Genomic DNA, 17,034 nt, shown 5'->3' with positions numbered 1-17,034 from the left:
TGATAAATTGTTAAAGAGCATGCCGCGGTTCGCAAGGAATCTTATGCGGCGCGGGAGGCGTATATTACGTTTTCCCGCTGAAGAGTCAAGAGATTATTCATTCGAACTTTCTACTTTTTCTCTTCCTGCCCGAGCGACTTGTCAGTCGTTGTTCCCGGTCAGTGGAGGCGCATTATAGGGAGTTCTCAGAAGGCCGCAACCCCTAAAATACAAATAATTTACTGACCGCTGAATCTTTCATCAAATGGTGTTTAAAGCGGCAATTCCTGGATACTTCTGAAGCCATATGACTGTAAAACAGGCAGCAAACTTTGCGCCTCTGCGGTCATCGCCATGCAGTAGGCGACACTCTCTATTTCAACACCGGCTTTTTTTTCTGGAATATCGACGTGAGAAGTCTCAATTAACCAGTGCGCGCGTCTGGCAATCGCAGAACCGGAGTCGATCATACGCGTGCCGTCGGGCAAAACCTGTGACAACTCTTGCGAAAGCAGCGGGAAATGCGTGCAACCTAATACCACGGTATCCGGTGGTTCACGTAAACGCAGCCACGGATGCAAGATTTTCTTCAATACAGCCAGTGAAACCTCTTCGCCATGCAGCTTCGCTTCCGCCAGCTCAACCAGCTCCGCCGAGCCCAGCATCAGAATCTGACAATCCGTCGCAAAGCGTGCGACCAGATCATGTGTATAAGGACGCTGTACCGTCGCGCGCGTCGCCAGCAATCCGACCACACCATTACGCGTTAATTTAGCAGCGGGCTTAATCGCAGGGACAACCCCGACAACGGGGCAACTGAATTTGGCGCGTAATGCAGGGAGGGAGACGGTGCTCGCGGTGTTACAGGCGATGACAATAATAGAGAGGGGATGGCGTTTCGCAACAGCGGTGACAATATCCACCACGCGCTCAACGATAAACTCTTCGGATTTCTCGCCGTAGGGGAAGGCCACATTATCGAAGGCATATATATAGTGCAGGTCCGGCAACATCTGCCGGACCTCATCATACACCGACAACCCGCCGACACCGGAATCGAAAACCAGCACCGTCGGGCGGTCAGGAACTTGTGTTGTATCAGAAGGTATAGCTTCCAGAGAGGTAGTACTCACGTCCTGGTGTGGCATAGCCATAAGCCGTCTCGTAATCTTTATCAAACAAGTTGGCAATTCTACCACGAACTGTCAGGTGTGAGGTCACAGGATATGATGCCGCGAGATCCCACAAACTGACGCCGCCCAGTTTAACGGTCTGATAAGGATAGGTTCCGTAGTCGGTATCGTAACGCTGTCCCAGATACTGATAGTTGATCGACCAGTCGATATCAGCGATGTCCCAGTCAATCTGGTATTTCGCCTGCTGCTTGGCACGACGGGTCAGAATTTCGTTGGTTGTCGCATCACGCGGGTCGAGATATTCCAGAGTGATCTTGTGCTGCAACGGGCCGGTATCAAAGGAACCCGTCCATTCAACGCCTTTGATGGTCGCTTTGCCGATATTGTAATAATTGCTGGTCGAGTCGTTGTAAGAGATCATCTGATCGATGTCATTACGATAGACGGACAAGCGCCAGTCCAGCGGCCCCGTCAGACCTTCAAGCCCGCCTTCCCATTGCTTACTCTCTTCCGGCTTCAGATCAGGATTACCATAGTAATCACTGTAGAGCTGACTCAGGTTCGGCGATTTATAAGCGGTACCGTAGGAAGCAATCATGCGATAGCCATCGATAAACTCCCATGCGGCGCTGCTCTGCCAGGTGGTGTGCTGACCAAACTGGGAGTTATCGTCGCTACGCACCGCGCCTTCCAGTGTGAAATCGCTGATTTTTTGCTGCGTGCTCAGATACACGCCGGTATTGTGCTGATCATAGCCATCGGCAAGATAGCTGGTACCCGGCTCGGTGGTGAGTTTCTGCCAGTCGAGACCTGCGCTGACTTCCCCTTTCCATATCTGGAACGTATTACCCCATTGCACGTTGTACTGATCGGAATCGTCCAGGGAAGCGGAGGCGTCATACGGGCCATACTTCGGATCGTAGTTGTAGTCTTTGACGTGGCTGTAGCTGCCGATTAACTGCGTGGCGTAAATGCCGTTCTGATAACGCAGACCTGTATCATATGTCCGGCTGTAAAGCTGGCGGGTATCAATCAGCGCGCTGCCCGGCGAGTAATACGCATCATAAGCCGTGCGGTTGTCATAACCGTAGGCGCGCGCAAAGCCGCTGATCTCTTCATTAAACTGGTGTTGCAGCGCCAGATACAGCGTCTTGCTCATGAAGCCGTCGCGGTCGGGCTGAGGAACGCCGCCGTTATTGCCATCAGCGACCACGTCAATCCCGCGGGTGTAGGTGTAATCCCCTGCTGCCGTCAGCGTGGTGTTCTCACCTAATTTCTGCTGCGTTGAGCCGTTGTAGTTCTGATAGCCGTGTGAGCCGATACCCGCGCCGAGCGTTGTGCCGTCTTTGTCGCGGGTCGTAATAATATTAATGACGCCGCCGATGGCATCCGAGCCATAAACCGCCGAACGCGGGCCGCGAATAAATTCAATGCGCTGAACTAATGAAAGAGGGATCTGGCTGATATCTACTGATCCGGAAATACCCGCCTGATTGAGACGCACACCATCCATCAGGACCAATGTGTGGCTTGAGCTGGTACCGCGAACGTAAACAGAGGTCAGCTGCCCCATTCCGCCGCTCTGGCTGATATCCACGCCCGGTAAACGACGCAAAACATCAGCCACGGATTTTGACTGCCACCGGTCGATATCTTCACGCGTGACGATATCCGTCGGCGCTAATACAGAAGAAACGGGCTGTGGAAAACGGTTAGCGGTAACGACCATATTATCGCTGCTGTTTGTGGAAGTGCTGTCTTGCGCCCACCCTGAAAAAGCCGTGACGGATAATGCCGTCAGCAGCACGTGCTTTTTAATTGTCATGAATCGAGCATCCAAACTTAATTGGCGGATGCCGCAGAGGATCACCGGCGGTAATTCGCGACGACGATGATTAATGCGACGTAACATCGGCAGGTCTTCGGACTTAGGATTTGCAGGCTGATTAATTACACCGTAATTAATTGAAATTACCCGCACCGGGCGATGACTTCCCATCTCCTCTTTCTCCTTTCCCATATAAGGAGAGAAGGAAGAAACAGTGTCTGCATAATAAAAAATGCTATCGCCGTGATTTCCCCATACCGCTGCGCGCCAGTTCCGGATTCACACCGGATTCCCTTTTAACTCAGTCAATGAGGCCGAAGCGCAATCGTACGATCAACCTATTTGGAAATCCAGACATCCGTAATAGCCAGTAAGCTTTCACGATATAAATGTAACAATGGTGGACTTAACGGAGACATTCCCTACAATCGCCCGCTAAGTTTGTCCATTCATTCCCTGTTAGACGAGATAACCGATGACGCCTGAAAACCTGCCCATTGAACAGTACGACGACCAGCTGGCGGAAAAGACCGCACGTCTCACGGCGATGATGTCGCCATTTAATGCGCCGCAGCCTGACGTTTTCCGTTCTCCTGTCAGCCATTATCGTATGCGCGCAGAATTTCGCGTCTGGCACGATGAGGGCGACCTGTACCACATCATGTTTGATCAGCAGACCAAAGCCCGCGTGCGCGTGGACCAGTTTCCGACCGCCAGCGAACTGATTAACCGCCTGATGCCGGTGCTGATTTCGGCTATTAAGCAAGATCCGGCATTGCGCCGTAAGATCTTCCAGATCGACTATCTGTCGACCCGCAGCGGCAAAATCATCGCCTCGCTGCTTTACCATCGTAAGCTTGATGACGAATGGCAGCAGGCCGCAACCGCCCTGCGTGACCAGCTGCGTGCTGATGGTTTTGATATCCAGCTGATTGGCCGTGCCGCGAAAACCAAAATCATGCTCGACCAGGATTATGTTGATGAAGTTCTGCCGGTCGCGGGCCGCGATATGATTTATCGTCAGGTGGAAAACAGCTTCACTCAGCCAAACGCCGAGATGAATATTCAGATGCTGGAATGGGCACTGAAGGCCACGGAAAACTCGACTGGAGATTTACTGGAACTTTACTGCGGTAACGGCAACTTCTCGCTGGCTCTGGCACGTAACTTCCGCCGCGTGCTGGCGACAGAAATCGCCAAGCCTTCTGTCGCCGCCGCGCAATACAACATTGCCGCGAACCACATTGATAACGTGCAGATTATCCGCATGGCAGCCGAAGATTTCACACAGGCGCTGAATGGCGTACGTGAATTCCGCCGTTTGCAGGATGTCGATTTAAGCGGATACGAGTGCAACACCATTTTTGTCGATCCACCGCGCAGCGGGCTGGATGATGAAACGGTGAAAATGGTGGCAGGCTATGACCGTATTCTTTATATCTCCTGCAATCCGGAAACGCTGTGTGCGAATCTGGAAACCCTGAGCAAAACGCACCGCGTCACGCGTCTGGCGTTGTTTGATCAGTTTCCGTATACCCACCATATGGAATCTGGCGTGCTGCTGGAAAAAATCTGACGGCAGATGGAAAAACAAAAACGGGCACCTTTTGAGTGTCCGTTTTTATTTCAGTCCGTTGTCCACGATATTACAAATAGACCCGCAGATATTCTGACAGACACAAGATCGCCATCGCCTGCCCGTAAGGCATCGACGTCAGGGCAATTTCACGGTAGAAATCGAGATCATTACCCATCGCAGTACCGAATGACGTTTGCGTCAGTTCACCGGCCGGATTGATATGCTTGATCACACCCTGAATGGCTTTCTCCGCCACCGGCGCATAAGACGCATCGATATAACGTTTACGCACCGCTTTCAGGATGCCGTAGGCAAAACCAGCGGTCGCCGAACTTTCCAGATAAGAGTGCGGATCGTCGAGCAGCGTATGCCATAAACCGCTGTCGTCCTGACATTTCGCCAGCGCACTGACCTGACTTTCCAGCACCTGCAATAAATAGCGGCGTGTTGCGTTGTTTTCCGGTAAATCCACCAGTTCGAGGAATTCCGGAATAGCAATCGTCAGCCAGCTGTTACCGCGCGCCCAGCGAGCCTGGGCAAAGTTATGATGCCCGTCAAACGTCCAGCCGTGGAACCACAGGCCGGTTTCGCGATCCATCAGATACTGCACGTGCATCAGGACTGGTACGTCGCTTCTTCAACAAATTCCGGGCGATCCAGCAATTTGCCGATTTTCGCCAGCGGCAGCACGCTCATCATCAGCGTGTCGTCCCACATTTGCTGATGATTTTCGTTGTTATAAACGATGTGCTGCATCGCACCTTTATCAGTGCGCGGCATTTCATACATCACCCATTCAGCCCAGCGCTCCAGATAAGGGCGCCATGCCGCATTGCCGGTTTCCTCATAACGATAAGCCAGCGTCAGGAACGGACTCATGGTATTGACGTTTTTGGTCGGCGTGCCTTCCGCCAGACGCGCGGTAAACCAGTCGTCGATCACCGCCCGCATTTTTTCGTCGCCAGTCTGCTGATAATACTGATAGATACCGTAAAGCCCGATGCCGTGCGTCCATTCCCAGCCCGCCCAGCCTTTGGTATCAATTACGCGGCCATCGTCGAGGCGTAACAAGAATTCACCGGTTTTATCTTCGATATTCACCAGATTGTCAGTCACGTTGTGGATCAGCGATTTCAGTTCGTTGCGTGAAATGAAATGTTCCGGCTGTCGCAGCAAAGCACTGTGTTTAACTTCAAAAACTTTCATGGGGTTCTCCTGTGAATTCAAAATTTATAAACGTCCCTGGACCGGCATTTCAGCAGTATTTTCGCGGGTCAGCTTTTCGGGTGGCGGATTATTGCGATGCAGATAACCGATGTTGTTATTGCCCCACAGAGATTCGTATTTCATCCCTGTCAGCATTTCGACCGTTGCGCGGTCTTCCGGTGTAATTTGTTCCGGCACGATGCGGTTGGCATCACGCATTTTTTGCGTTTCGCGGGTCAGCACGCCGTGCGTTTTCTGATTCAGGCGGAAGAATAAAGAGATCATGAAACCCATGCTGAGCATCAGCAATGACCCGATCACCAGTACACCAAGAATCGTATGACCGACCGCCGGTACCTGCTGGCTTTGCCCGGAAACAAATCCGGCGAGTTGCAGGATGATCCCCACCAGCATGACCGCGCCCGCCTGAGACGCTTTGCGGGTCAGCGTCATCACCCCGGCAAAAATCCCTTCGCGGCGCTGACCGGTAATGGTTTCATCGACATCAGCAATATAGGTATAGATATTCCACGGCACGTAGTTGATCCCGCCGCGTCCCAGACCGGCCAGCGCGGAAATCAGCAACAGTAATGACATCGAATCATTCATGCCGGTGAAATACAGCACACCGTAGGAAATGGTCGCCAGCCCGAACAGCGTAACGGCCAGACGATAAGACGGCGCAGGGCCGAAGCGGATACACAACGGGATCATGCCGATCACCGCCACGAATTGCAGAATCGCCATCATGCCCATCAGATTGGAAGCAATCGCTGCGCTCTGCATCAGCACGAACACCACGTAATAGGTGAACACGGCGTTAAACACATCCTGCGCGATATACCCGCCAAGGTACAAACCCAGATGCTGGCGGAAAATTTTGATACGTAACGTGGAAGATAATTCGACTTTCAGGCGTTTCAGGCTTTGTGCCAGCGTCAGTTGCTGACGCTCGCGTTCAATTTTCTTCGTGGCTTCCGATTTGAGTTCTTCCGGACGTTCCCAGGTAAAGAAATAGACCAACGTCAGGACGAAGGCGCAAATCACCGCAAAGACCAGACTCGAGTAGAAGAAGGAAATGGCGTTATCTTTGCCGAAATGCTGCAACAAAATGCCCGGCAGGAACGCCGCCAGAATCGCAGAAAGCTGCGCCAGCGCGATACGTGCGCCAGAGAATTTGGTCTTCTGTTTAAAGTCATCAGTCATTTCCGGTACCAGTGTTTCATATGGCACAAGAATCATGGTGTAGACGATATCGAACAGCAGATAAGTCAGCAGGTAGTAGACGTATCCCATGTCGCCCACCCACATAAAGCTGTAGCTGAACACACAGGGGATACCGAGCAAAATAAAGAACTTACGCCGGCCAAACCGTTTGCCTAGCCAGGTGTTACCGAAGTTATCAGTGAGATACCCCATCAGCGGGCTCAGTACCGCATCGGCGACGCGCGCAGTAGCAAAAATAAAGGTCGCTTCGATGGGCGAAAGGCCGCAAAAGGTGGTGTAGAAATAAAGCAGCCATGCTGCCGTCAGGGCGGTGGTGCCTGCCCCCAGAAAATCGCCAGAACCGTAGGCGATGTAATTAAAGAATCCAATTTTACGTGTTTTCATTGCCGTGTTGCCTCTGTTAAATCACCTATAGGCGTAGGCTGAATGCGAACGAAAATGTATCGTCCGGCCATGATTCAAATTAACGAGGAGCAGGAATGAAAACCTTTTGGTTTTTGCCACTCAAAGCCACTTTATGGCAATGAAATGAAGAAGTGGGCGATCAATCTCTAAATATTGAACATGGGTTTGATATTAATGAAATGACAGTTCATTAAATGAATGAGGGGGATGAATAAATAAAAAAGGCAATCCACAGATTGCCCTTTATACATGGCGGGGAAAAGTCTTACTGTAACGTGGATTTTCGCTTTTTCAGCTTCAGGCCTATCCAGAACACCAGCGCGACACTGATCAGCGACGGCAGGAAATTAGAACCCAGTTCAGGGTATTCCGCCCGGACAATGGTGCTGTACAGCACCAAGCCCAGCAGGAAACAGGCTGCCGCCAGAACCGGTAATCCTTTCGGCATTTCGCCACGGTGGTAGCGAACGTGCAGGCAGTACACCGCTAACACCAGAGAAATAATCGGGAAGATCGAAAACGTTACGACAGAACTGAATAACGCATCGAAAGTGCCATTAATCGACAGCCCGGCAATCAGAGCCAAAACCAGAGTGCCATTATCCTGGTTCGGTTGTTCGGTCATCTTCTTTACCTCGGGTCTTATTATTGATGGGAGTCACAGCCGTACGTTCCTGTTGACGGCGATACCAGTAATACGCGCCTTTGGAAATCATCCGCAACTGCAACACCAGCCGTTCTTCCAGCTGACGGCGTTGAGCGATATCCACATCCAGCGCTTCCGCACCGGCGTTGAAAACGATGATCACCATGGCTTCAGCCTGCGCTTCGGTAAAACTGCGCGGCATATGGTTTTCGAGTTGCAGATAGTCGGCAAGTTCCGCAATAAAATGCTGAATTTCACGGGCGACGGCGGCACGGAATGCCGAAGACGTGCCGGAACGTTCACGCAGCAGCAAACGGAATGCGTTGGGATTATTACCAATGAATTCCATAAAGGTGGAGACAGACGTGCGGATCACGCTGCCGCCTTTGGCAATACGCTGACGTGCCTGGCGCATCAGCTGGCGCAGCATCAGGCCGCTTTCATCCACCATGGTCAGGCCCAGCTCATCCACATCGCGAAAATGCCGGTAAAAGGATGTGGGTGCAATACCTGCCTCGCGGGAAACTTCACGCAAACTCAGACTGGCAAAGCTGCGCTCGGCGCTGAGCTGGCTAAAAGCCGCCTCAATCAGCGTGCGACGCGTGCGCTCTTTTTGTTGTGCTCTTACGCCCATAACCTTCATCCGGATAGTATTCTTCTTTTTGATTATTCGCCCGTTACCGATTCACTATACCAAAATTTTTGGCGGGCGGAGTCAAAGATACCACAGCATAAAGTGGGTCAGAATGTTGCTGCTTTACCATTAAATGACAACCGCTTGTGGGGTAAACAGGTGTAATATGTTACTTTCTCGTTGTGATTTTGTATAAAAATAGGTTTCGAACTATGCCACAGCACTCACATTTTGATGCCATTATCATTGGCTCAGGCCCTGGCGGAGAAGGCGCCGCGATGGGACTGGTTAAACAAGGCGCCCGGGTTGCTGTCATCGAACGCTATAACAACGTCGGTGGCGGATGTACTCACTGGGGCACCATCCCTTCCAAAGCACTGCGCCACGCCGTCAGCAGAATCATCGAATTTAACCAGAACCCGCTCTACAGCGATAACTCACGCACCATGAGTTCAAGCTTCCCGGACATTCTGCGTCACGCCGATTCGGTTATTAATCAGCAGACCCGTATGCGTCAGGGTTTCTATGAAAGAAACCAGTGCCAGTTGTTCTCCGGCGATGCCAGCTTTGTCGATGCCAATACCGTAAGCATCCGTTATGCCGACAACACACACGAACAAATCACCGCTGACAATATCGTGATTGCCTGCGGTTCGCGTCCTTACCGCCCTGCTAATGTCGATTTTGGTCACCCGCGCATTTATGACAGCGACCTGATCCTCGAACTGAGCCATGAACCGCGCCATGTGATTATTTACGGTGCGGGTGTGATCGGCTGCGAATATGCGTCGATTTTCCGTGGTCTTAACGTCAAAGTGGACTTAATTAACACCCGTGACCGCCTGCTGTCTTTCCTCGATCAGGAAATGTCAGACGCCCTTTCTTATCACTTCTGGAACAACGGTGTGGTTATCCGCCACAACGAAGAATTCGAGATGATCGAAGGCGTGGAAGACGGTGTGATCATGCACCTCAAATCCGGTAAAAAAGTGAAAGCCGACGCGCTGTTGTACGCCAACGGACGCACCGGTAACACCGATCAGCTGGGTCTGGAGAATATTGGTCTTGAAGCGGACAGCCGCGGTCTGCTGAAAGTGAACAGCATGTACCAGACGGCGCTGTCGCATATTTATGCGGTCGGCGATGTGATTGGTTACCCAAGTCTGGCATCCGCCGCTTATGATCAGGGCCGTATTGCCGCGCAGGCAATGATTCAGGGAGAAGCCAAAGTCCACCTGATCGAAAACATTCCGACCGGTATCTACACCATCCCTGAAATCAGTTCCGTCGGTAAAACCGAGCAGGAACTGACAGCGATGAAAGTGCCATACGAAGTGGGTCGCGCGCAGTTCAAACATCTGGCACGCGCACAAATTGCCGGAATGAACGTGGGCAGTCTGAAGCTCCTGTTCCACCGTGATACCAAAGAAATTCTGGGGATCCACTGCTTTGGTGAACGCGCTGCCGAGATTATTCACATCGGCCAGGCCATCATGGAACAGAAAGGTGAAGGGAATACTATCGAGTATTTCGTTAATACCACCTTCAACTATCCGACCATGGCAGAGGCCTATCGCGTTGCGGCACTGAACGGATTAAACCGCCTGTTTTAAGACTGCGGTTCGGTCCATATAAGGCTGCATGTGCTCTTTGATGGCTTCGGCCAGTTGTTCGTAACGCCCGCGCAGTGGCGAACCGGGACGATATACCAGCGCGATGGTGCGTCGCGGTTCCGGTTTGTCACAGGTCAGGTACGTCACTCCGTCACGGCTGCGCTCATTAGGCACGGCAAGCGATGGAAGCAAGGTGATCCCGCTCCCCGCCGCCACCATATTACGCAGTGTTTCCAGACTGGTTGCGCGGAAATGGGTATCTTCATCTGCGCCCGCCTGGAAACAGAAACCGAGTGCCTGATCGCGCAGACAGTGCCCGTCTTCCAGCATCAGCAGTTTCTCACCGGCCAGATCGGCCATCGCCACGCGATCGCGTGATGCCCACGGATGATCGTCATAGATCGCCAGTTTCATCGGCTCATCAAACAGCGGCACTTCAATAAACGCTTCGCTTTCTTTCACCAGCGCCAGAATCGCGCAATCGAGCTTTCCGCTGTCGAGCTGCGCCAGCAACTGATGGGTTTGCGCTTCATGCAGATACATTTCCAGTTTAGGAAACGTCTTGTGCAGTGAAGGAATAATTTGCGGCAACAGATAAGGTCCGACGGTTGGGATGAGTCCGATGTGCATCGGCCCGGACATCGCTTCACCCTGCTGACTCGCCATCTCTTTAAGTACTTTCACTTCACGCAGCACTGTGCGCGCCTGATCGACCAGCAGTAAACCCGCTTGGGTAAACAGCACCTTACGGCTGGTTCTTTCCAGCAACATCACACCCAGCTCGTCTTCCAGTTTGCGGATCTGTCCGCTTAACGTTGGCTGGCTGACATGGCATGAGTCTGCGGCGCGACGAAAATGGCGGAACTCTGCCAGTGCCACCAGATACTCTAAATCACGGATGTTCATTTTTTCCTCCAGTCCCTAAAAGGCAATGCGATAGCCGGTAACGATAGATAAGATAGCAATCAACGATTATATCTATCAACCTTTATCGTTAATAATGCCTTCCAACGAAACGGCAATGCCGAAAATACTTTCTATTTGATTGATTAATTAAGAGGTTATTCATGTTTGCAAGCCAGGAAGGGAAACACGTACCGCAAGTTACTTTTCACACCCGTCAGGGCGACCAGTGGGTAGATCTCAGCAGCGATGAGCTGTTTAAAAATAAAACAGTGATTGTTTTTTCACTGCCGGGCGCATTTACCCCGACCTGTTCTTCGAGCCATCTGCCACGTTACAACGAACTGGCACCGGTGTTTAAAAGCCACGGCGTTGACAGCATTCTGTGCGTTTCCGTGAATGACACCTTCGTGATGAACGCGTGGAAAGCTGAACAGAACGCGTCCAACATCACTTTCATCCCGGACGGCAACGGTGAATTCACCAAAGGGATGGACATGCTGGTCGAAAAAGCCGATTTAGGTTTCGGCCCGCGCTCATGGCGTTATTCCATGCTGGTGCGTAACGGCGTGGTCGAGAAAATGTTCGTCGAGCCAAACAAACCGGGCGACCCGTTTGAAGTGTCTGATGCCGACACCATGCTGAAATACCTGGCACCTGAATTTAAAGTGCAGGAATCCGTGTCTGTGTTCACCAAACCGGGCTGTCCTTTCTGTGCGAAAGCCAAACAAATGTTGCAGGAGCGCGGCATTCAGTACGAAGAAATTGTATTAGGTAAAGATGCAACGACTGTCAGTTTGCGTGCCGTGACGGGCCGGGCGACAGTGCCGCAAGTCTTTATCGGTGGACGCCACATCGGGGGAAGTGACGACCTGGAGGTTTACCTCCATTCAGAAACAGAAGACCTGTGTGAAGTCGCACAATAATCTTCGATAAGAAACAGCTGTAAGAAGTAAGACAAGAAATCCCTGCATTACCAACAAAAAGAAGCAAAGTAAGACTACGTGAACGTTGGCGGATCTCTGATCCGCCTTTTTTTATTTTACGCTAAACGTGCTTTCGCATCGGCAATCGCCTGGGCGACCTGCTGCGGAGAAACACCCCCTTTGGCGGCACGTTTGTCGAGACAGGATTGCAGCTCGAGAATGGCGTAAACGTCATCGCCAATCACAGAGCTAAATTTCTGCAAATCCGCCACCGGCAATTCTTCCAGCGCTTTGCCTTGATTAATGGCTTCGACAACCGCTTCACCGACAATATGGTGCGCTTCACGGAACGGCACGCCTTTGGCAACCAGATAATCGGCCAGCTCGGTAGAGTTGGCGTAACCTTGCTGCGCGGCCTCTTTCGCACGCGGGCGTTTCACCTGAATACCATCCAGCACCAGGGACGCCATGTTCAGGCAATCCATCCAGGTGTCGAGCGCGTCGAACAACCCTTCTTTGTCTTCCTGCATGTCTTTGTTATACGCCAGCGGCAGGCCTTTCATGGTCATCATCATGCCGGTCAGTGCGCCCTGCACACGACCACATTTGCCACGGATCAGCTCCAGCGCGTCCGGGTTTTTCTTCTGCGGCATCAGGGAAGAACCGGAAGTCACGCGGTCGGACAAATCGATAAACGCCGCTTCACCGGTGTTGAAGAAGATCAGGTCTTCGGCAAAACGGGAAAGGTGAACCATGCTGATAGCCGCGTTAGACAGCAGTTCAAGCACGTGGTCGCGGTCAGACACGCTGTCGAGGCTGTTACGGGTCGCTGAAGCAAAACCTAACCAGCCTGCCAGCTGTTCGCGGTCCATCGGATAGGCAGTACCAGCCAGTGCGCCACAACCCAGCGGGCTGACGTCCAGACGAGTCAGGGTATCTTTCAGGCGGCTTTCATCACGCGCCAGCATTTCGACATACGCCATGCACCAGTGCGCAAAAGTAACCGGCTGAGCACGTTGCAGGTGGGTATAACCCGGCATCACGGCGTCCTGATTGGCTTCAGCCGTCGCGACCAGCGCCTGCTGCAAGTGATGTAATGCCTCGCCCAGTTCAACCACCTGCGCTTTACACCACAGTTTGATGTCGGTCGCGACCTGATCGTTACGGCTGCGGCCGGTATGCAGTTTTTTACCGAGGTTGCCCACTTTGTCGATAAGCTTGCCTTCGACCCAGCTGTGAATGTCTTCAGCGTCGCTGGCTAAAATAGCGCGGGGATTGGCACGGACTTCTTCCAGCAATACGGTCAGGGCTTCTTCCAGCTGGATTTGCTCATCGGCTGTTAATACGTTCACAGTCACCAGCGCTTTGGACCAGGCCACGGAACCTACGATGTCCTGCTCTGCCAGCCGGTAATCGAAACGCAGTGAGTCATTGAGTTCTTTAAACCGCTGATCCGCTGCCTGAGTAAAACGTCCGCCCCAAAGTGCCATTTTCCTGCTCCTGAATTTATTATGCAAAAGGGCGCACTATGCTGCGCCCTTGAAAAGGGTATACCGAATGCGCCGCCGGTGCGTTACGCCAGTATGCGTGTGCCGATGGCGACACCGTTAAAGAGTGCCGGTAATTGTTCGGCGTGACGCCAGCTGGCGATATCCACCGGACGTCCGAGAGAACGCGCAGCGTCCAGCGCGGCGTTAACTTTGACGATCATACCGTCAGTGATGATGCCCTGATCGATAAGCTGTTCAGCTTTCTCTGCACTCATTTCCGGAATGCGCTGGCCTTTGCCATCGAGAATACCGCTGACATCCGACAACAGGATCAGATCTGCGCCCAGCGTGGCCGCCAGCGCCGTCGCGGCCTGATCCGCGTTAACATTCATCAGCTCGCCAGCAGCAGTGATGCCGATAGAGCTGACAATCGGCAGATAACCTGCGCCGGTCAGCGTGTTGATCAGCGCCGGATTACCCGCTTCGGCTTTGCCGACAAAGCCCAGTGATTCATCCAGCTGTGTCACGCTGACCGTGCCGCCATCTGCCAGAGACAGGCCTACCGCATTGATGTGGTTTTTGACCGCCCACGCCAGCAGGGTTTTATTAGCACTGCCCGCCAGCGCGCCGGTGATGATATCAATCTGATCAGCCGGAGTAACACGCAGACCGGCCTTTTTCACCACAGGCAGATTCAGCTTTTTCATCAGCTCATCAACCAGGCAGCCGCCACCGTGAACAATGACCAGCGGGCGGTGATATTCCTGACGATAAGCCACTACCGCCATGAACAGGCGCTCAAGCGCTTCTTCATTGTCCAGCAACACACCACCTAATTTGATGACTAACGGATTCATAGCTGTTCGCGCCCCGACCGGTTGAGAATGTTAATTAATAACAATAGGTTTCATTTAATCTAGCATCCCTGCGCGTCTGAATAAACGCTCAGGGACGGTTGTTTTTGTCTGCTGAAAATCAGAGAGATCGTTAAAGCAGCGATTGCGTTTCAGGGAAGCCGAAACGGATATTCATGCACTGAACCGCCTGTGCAGACGCGCCTTTCAGCACATTATCTTCCGTCGCTACCACAATCAGATGTTCGCCTTTCACCGCAAAACCAATGTCGCAGAACGGCAGCCCGACCACGTCTTTCAGTGCCGGAACACCTTTGGTGTACAAACGCACCAGCGGTTTATCGTGATAAGCGTTATGGAAAGCTTCCGCCACATCCTGCTCCGTCACACCCGCATTCAGACGGCAGGTGATGGTCGCCAGAATACCGCGCGGGAAGTTGCCCAGATGCGGAGTAAAAATCACCGGCACGCCAAGGTGTTCAGCGATTTCCGGCTGATGACGGTGACTGAAGAGTTTGTACGGCTGAAGGCTGACTTCGCAGAAGCTGTTGCCGAGCGTGGCTTTACGCCCTGCGCCGCTGACGCCGCTGGTGGCGTTAATGACCGGCCACTGGCTGTCATTGAGCAGACCATTTTCGATAAGCGGTTTCAGCGCCAGCTGTGAAGCGGTCGGGTAGCAACCCGGCACGGCAATCAGCTGCGCGTCTTTTAATTTGTCAGCCTGCCATTCCGCCAGGCCGTACACAGCTTTGTCGAGCAAATCGAGATGCTGATGCTCGAAGCCGTAGAATTCGGTGTAAAACTCAGGTTTGCTGACGCGGAAGGCACCGGAGAGATCAAACACCACACAGCCCGCCGCCAGAAACTGCGGCGCGAGGTCATGGCTGACTTCGTGCGCGGTCGCCAGAAATACCACATCGACACCTTTCGCTGCTTCCGCCACGTCAGTGAGTGGCAAAACAGGCAAATCGACGATGCCTTTTAATTGAGGATGCAAATCAGAAAGCAATTTTCCTGCATCTGCACTTTGCGCTGAAACCGTTAAACCGGTTATGTTCATATGTGGGTGGCGATTCAGGTAAGCAGCGAGTTCGGCTCCGGCATAACCTGTAGCACCAACAATCAGCGTATTCAACATAGGGCTTATTCACCTTCTCAATTTTTGGGTAGGGGCCGGATGAATTTTTTTCCGGTTTCCTTACGCGCTGGCTTATTGTATTTTTATTCACAATTATTGCATGAATATGAATACTACCCTAACTAAAGGCTGTCAACAGTGAAGATGAAATTACCTCCTTTTATTGAGCTCTACCGGGCGTTAATCGCAACCCCTTCCATCAGCGCAACCGATGCGGCATTGGACCAGAGCAATGAGACGTTAATCAATTTACTGGCAGGCTGGTTCGGTGATTTAGGCTTCAAAGTCGAAGTGCAACCCGTTCCAGGAACGCGCCATAAATTCAATATGTTAGCCAGTACCGGCGAAGGCGCAGGCGGCTTACTGCTGGCCGGTCACACTGACACCGTTCCGTTTGATGACGGCCGCTGGACACGCGATCCTTTCACCCTCACCGAGCATGAAAATAAGCTCTATGGTTTGGGCACTGCCGACATGAAAGGTTTCTTCGCCTTTATCCTCGATTCCCTGCGTGATGTTGACCTGACCAAACTGACTAAACCGCTGTATATTTTGGCGACCGCCGATGAAGAAACCACCATGGCCGGTGCCAGCTATTTCTCCAAAAATGCCAAAATTCGCCCTGACTGCGCGATCATCGGCGAACCGACGTCCCTGAAGCCTGTTCGTGCGCATAAAGGTCATTTGTCGAATGCTATCCGTATCACCGGCCAGTCCGGTCATTCCAGTGACCCTTCGCGTGGCGTCAACGCCATTGAACTGATGCACGAATCGATTACCCATTTAATGACGCTGCGCAATACGCTGAAAAGCCGTTACAACCACAGTGGTTTCGTCATTCCGTACCCGACCATGAACTTTGGCTACATTAACGGCGGCGATGCGCCAAACCGTATTTGTGCCTGCTGCGAAATGCATATGGATATCCGCCCGTTGCCGGGTCTGACGCTGACCGACATTGATGGTCTGCTGAACGAGGCTCTGGCACCGGTGAGCGAACGCTGGCCGGGACGTATCATGATTGAAGAACTGCATCCGCCGATCCCGGGCTATGAGTGTCCGCCGGATCATCCGCTGGTGCAGGTGGTCGAGAAACTGCTGGGTGTGGAAACGGAAATCGTTAACTACTGCACCGAAGCGCCGTTTATTCAGGAACTGTGCCCGACGCTGGTTCTCGGACCGGGTTCTATCGATCAGGCGCACCAGCCAGATGAATATATTGATACTGCGTTCATTAAACCGACTCGCGAGCTGATTTCTCAGGTTGTTCATCATTTCTGTTATCACTGATACTGAATGACGGATTGATGAAGAAACAATCAGGGCGCTCACGGGCGCCCTTTGATACTGTACAAAACGTTGATTAGCCAAACTGATATCGTCGCTGTTGTAATTAAATTTCAGCGACATCGCCAAAAAGACCATTTTTCACGTGAGTGATCGGGGGTTTTTGGGTTAAAACAGGGGTGG

The 17,034-nt window shown here is 52.3% G+C and carries 13 protein-coding genes, 1 pseudogene and 1 riboswitch; of the genes and pseudogenes, 4 read left to right on the top strand and 10 right to left on the bottom strand.

Translation table 11 applies throughout. From position 1 onward, the window contains the following. Positions 1 to 251 precede the first annotated feature (251 nt). Both murI and btuB read right to left on the bottom strand, forming a co-directional pair. The gene (gene murI, locus UC15_RS16065) at positions 252 to 1,133 is read right to left on the bottom strand and encodes a glutamate racemase (protein ID WP_112289366.1); all 882 of its coding nucleotides are present in this window, start codon (positions 1,131 to 1,133) and stop codon (positions 252 to 254) included. Further along, positions 1,078 to 2,940: a TonB-dependent vitamin B12 receptor BtuB gene (gene btuB / locus UC15_RS16060; RefSeq protein ID WP_112289365.1), complete on the bottom strand. Its 1,863-nt coding sequence runs from the start codon at positions 2,938 to 2,940 to the stop codon at positions 1,078 to 1,080. The genes murI and btuB overlap by 56 nt, the downstream gene beginning before the upstream one ends. 70 nt (positions 2,941 to 3,010) lie before the next feature. After that, a riboswitch (cobalamin riboswitch) is annotated at positions 3,011 to 3,277 on the bottom strand. Between the two features lie 141 nt (positions 3,278 to 3,418). Between btuB and trmA the strand changes: the two genes are divergently transcribed. Then, the gene (trmA, locus tag UC15_RS16055) at positions 3,419 to 4,519 is read left to right on the top strand and encodes a tRNA (uridine(54)-C5)-methyltransferase TrmA (protein WP_112289364.1); all 1,101 of its coding nucleotides are present in this window, start codon (positions 3,419 to 3,421) and stop codon (positions 4,517 to 4,519) included. A 70-nt stretch (positions 4,520 to 4,589) separates the two neighbouring features. Here trmA and UC15_RS16050 read toward each other — a convergent pair. The 4 genes and pseudogenes from UC15_RS16050 to fabR all read right to left on the bottom strand — a co-directional run bounded on the left by UC15_RS16050 (position 4,590) and on the right by fabR (position 8,640). Then, positions 4,590 to 5,728 (bottom strand): annotated as a pseudogene (locus UC15_RS16050) (glycoside hydrolase family 105 protein). Between the two features lie 24 nt (positions 5,729 to 5,752). Then, positions 5,753 to 7,339: an MFS transporter gene (locus tag UC15_RS16045; RefSeq protein ID WP_112289363.1), complete on the bottom strand. Its 1,587-nt coding sequence runs from the start codon at positions 7,337 to 7,339 to the stop codon at positions 5,753 to 5,755. 286 nt (positions 7,340 to 7,625) lie between these two features. After that, positions 7,626 to 7,985 (bottom strand): YijD family membrane protein, encoded by a 360-nt coding sequence (locus UC15_RS16040; protein WP_112289362.1) that lies wholly within the window; start codon positions 7,983 to 7,985, stop codon positions 7,626 to 7,628. Then, a complete protein-coding gene (gene fabR, locus UC15_RS16035) occupies positions 7,960 to 8,640 on the bottom strand; it encodes an HTH-type transcriptional repressor FabR (protein ID WP_112289361.1) in 681 nt (226 codons plus the stop codon). The genes UC15_RS16040 and fabR overlap by 26 nt, the downstream gene beginning before the upstream one ends. Before the next feature lie 212 nt (positions 8,641 to 8,852). Between fabR and sthA the strand changes: the two genes are divergently transcribed. Further along, positions 8,853 to 10,253, top strand: a complete 1,401-nt coding sequence (gene sthA, locus UC15_RS16030) for a Si-specific NAD(P)(+) transhydrogenase (RefSeq protein WP_112289360.1) — start codon at positions 8,853 to 8,855, stop codon at positions 10,251 to 10,253. Here sthA and oxyR read toward each other — a convergent pair. Then, complete coding sequence (gene oxyR, locus UC15_RS16025; protein ID WP_112289359.1) at positions 10,236 to 11,159, bottom strand: DNA-binding transcriptional regulator OxyR; 924 nt, start codon at positions 11,157 to 11,159, stop codon at positions 10,236 to 10,238. The two genes, sthA and oxyR, sit on opposite strands and share 18 nt — an antisense overlap. A gap of 161 nt (positions 11,160 to 11,320) precedes the next feature. Here oxyR and UC15_RS16020 point away from each other — a divergent pair, with 161 nt between their 5' ends. Then, on the top strand, positions 11,321 to 12,082 hold the full coding sequence (locus UC15_RS16020) for a glutathione peroxidase (RefSeq protein ID WP_112289358.1): 762 nt from the start codon (positions 11,321 to 11,323) through the stop codon (positions 12,080 to 12,082). A 116-nt stretch (positions 12,083 to 12,198) separates the two neighbouring features. Here UC15_RS16020 and argH read toward each other — a convergent pair whose 3' ends face one another. The 3 genes from argH to argC form a co-directional block, all read right to left on the bottom strand. After that, complete coding sequence (argH, locus tag UC15_RS16015) at positions 12,199 to 13,572, bottom strand: argininosuccinate lyase (protein ID WP_112289357.1); 1,374 nt, start codon at positions 13,570 to 13,572, stop codon at positions 12,199 to 12,201. An 83-nt stretch (positions 13,573 to 13,655) separates the two neighbouring features. Next, a complete protein-coding gene (gene argB / locus UC15_RS16010; RefSeq protein WP_112289356.1) occupies positions 13,656 to 14,429 on the bottom strand; it encodes an acetylglutamate kinase in 774 nt (257 codons plus the stop codon). A 130-nt stretch (positions 14,430 to 14,559) separates the two neighbouring features. Continuing rightward, a complete protein-coding gene (argC, locus tag UC15_RS16005; RefSeq protein WP_047608610.1) occupies positions 14,560 to 15,564 on the bottom strand; it encodes an N-acetyl-gamma-glutamyl-phosphate reductase in 1,005 nt (334 codons plus the stop codon). A 138-nt stretch (positions 15,565 to 15,702) separates the two neighbouring features. On the opposite strand from argC, the gene argE reads away from it, so the two are divergent. Further along, on the top strand, positions 15,703 to 16,854 hold the full coding sequence (argE, locus tag UC15_RS16000) for an acetylornithine deacetylase (protein ID WP_112289355.1): 1,152 nt from the start codon (positions 15,703 to 15,705) through the stop codon (positions 16,852 to 16,854). Positions 16,855 to 17,034 lie beyond the last annotated feature (180 nt).

The organism is Rahnella sp. AN3-3W3 (assembly GCF_003263545.1).
Classification (GTDB): domain Bacteria; phylum Pseudomonadota; class Gammaproteobacteria; order Enterobacterales; family Enterobacteriaceae; genus Rahnella; species Rahnella variigena.
Note: the sequence above shows the minus strand (reverse complement) of the source record. Positions and strands in the feature narration are given on the sequence as shown.